2 protein-coding genes are annotated in these 1,360 nt (G+C 72.6%); one reads left to right on the top strand and one right to left on the bottom strand.

Annotated elements, in window-relative coordinates:
* Positions 1-655 (top strand): hypothetical protein (locus tag BIV01_RS12000; RefSeq protein ID WP_217642554.1); only part of this gene is annotated, 655 nt, incomplete at its 5' end.
* Here BIV01_RS12000 and BIV01_RS11995 read toward each other — a convergent pair.
* A partial coding sequence (locus BIV01_RS11995) for a YqjF family protein (RefSeq protein ID WP_254791827.1) occupies positions 627-1,360 on the bottom strand: 734 nt, incomplete at its 5' end. The genes BIV01_RS12000 and BIV01_RS11995 overlap by 29 nt on opposite strands.

Here is a 1,360-nt window from a genome sequence, read left to right as displayed (position 1 = left end):
GCTCGTGGAGACCAGGAACGAGGACACCCCCGAGGAAACGCCTCCACCCGGCTGGGTCCTCAGCACCCCGACGCGACACCACGAGGTCTGGACGCTCCCGGTCCTCGTGATGCTCCTGGCGGTGCTGCTCGTCCTGGCCGCCGCCCGCTTCGGGGAGCCACTCGGCGCGGTCGTCTGCGCGGCGAGCGGGGCCGTCGTCGCCGCTGGGGCGATCGCCCTGGCCGCCGCCGGGAGATCGGCCTACGCCGAGCAGACCATGACGGCTTCCTGGCGGTTGCACGTCGTCCGGATGACGGTCGGTGTGACGACGGCAGCGATCCTCGCGATCGGCAGCCTCGTCGTCGGTCTCCCGTTCGGCGTGCTCTTCGGTGCGGTGGGCTGGATCCCGATGACGTTCCGCTTCGCCCGGTCAGTGCCCCGTGTCGACCGACTGCTCGTGGCGTGGGCGTCGGTGTTCGTCGCCGTGGCGTGCACGGGCCTGTCCGTCGTGGGGTTCACGGCCCCGGCCGTGCCGGATCGTCTCGCGGCGGTCTGGATCGGCCCGGGATCGCTCTTCGCGGCGCTCGCCGTGGTGATGGCCGTCGTGCAGTTCGCCGTCGCCGAGCGGACCGCGGGGGCACCGCCGCTCAGCGCCCGAGACCGAAGCGCGTCGTGACCCCCGGCGAGTAGAGCACCGAGTCCGGTTCGAGCGAGGCCAGGCCGAACGGGAGTCCGGCCGCACCGATCAGGTCGTCCCGCAGCGACACGATGGAGGCCCGGTGGAGCGGCCACGGCTCGTGCTCGTTCGGCCAGAACCGGGTCCGGCCGGCTCGGTGCACGTGCATGCCCCACCGTGCGGTCAGGAAGGTCTCGAGGGCCGTCGGCTCGGTCACCTCCGCACCGACCCGCACTTCGACGAGGGACCGCAGGTGCGTCCCGTGTCGTCGCATCGCGTACCCGACGCGGCCGTCGCCGTTCCGCGTCTCGGCATCGGCCCACCAGTACGGCAGACCGGTCGCGACGCGCGCGCCGATCGTCGGCAGGAGCTTGCCGGCGTCGAGCGACAGGAACACCACACCGTGCCGCCCTTCGTCGTCGATCGTGTAGACGCGGACGTTCACCTCGACGAAGTCCCCGATCCTCCCCGTCGAGATCGGCGGGAACCGGGTGTCCTCGAACCGGAACGCGATGAGGCCGACCCACGTGGTCGCCCCGTCGTCGGTGCCGTCCGCAGTGAGGGTGTCCGGCCGGGTGCCGGCGGGGAGCAGCGGCGCCACCGCCGAGACGTCGACGCGCCAGTGCACGAAGACGACGTCGAGCCAGTCCTGCGAGATCCAGGGGCGTCCGGTCAGTCCGGGAGCGACGGCCTGGAGGCGCGGCT

Source organism: Curtobacterium sp. MCBA15_013, assembly GCF_001865095.1.
Taxonomy (GTDB): Bacteria; Actinomycetota; Actinomycetes; order Actinomycetales; family Microbacteriaceae; genus Curtobacterium.
The sequence above is the reverse complement of the archived record's forward strand: the minus strand, read 5'-3'. Positions and strand labels throughout refer to the sequence as shown.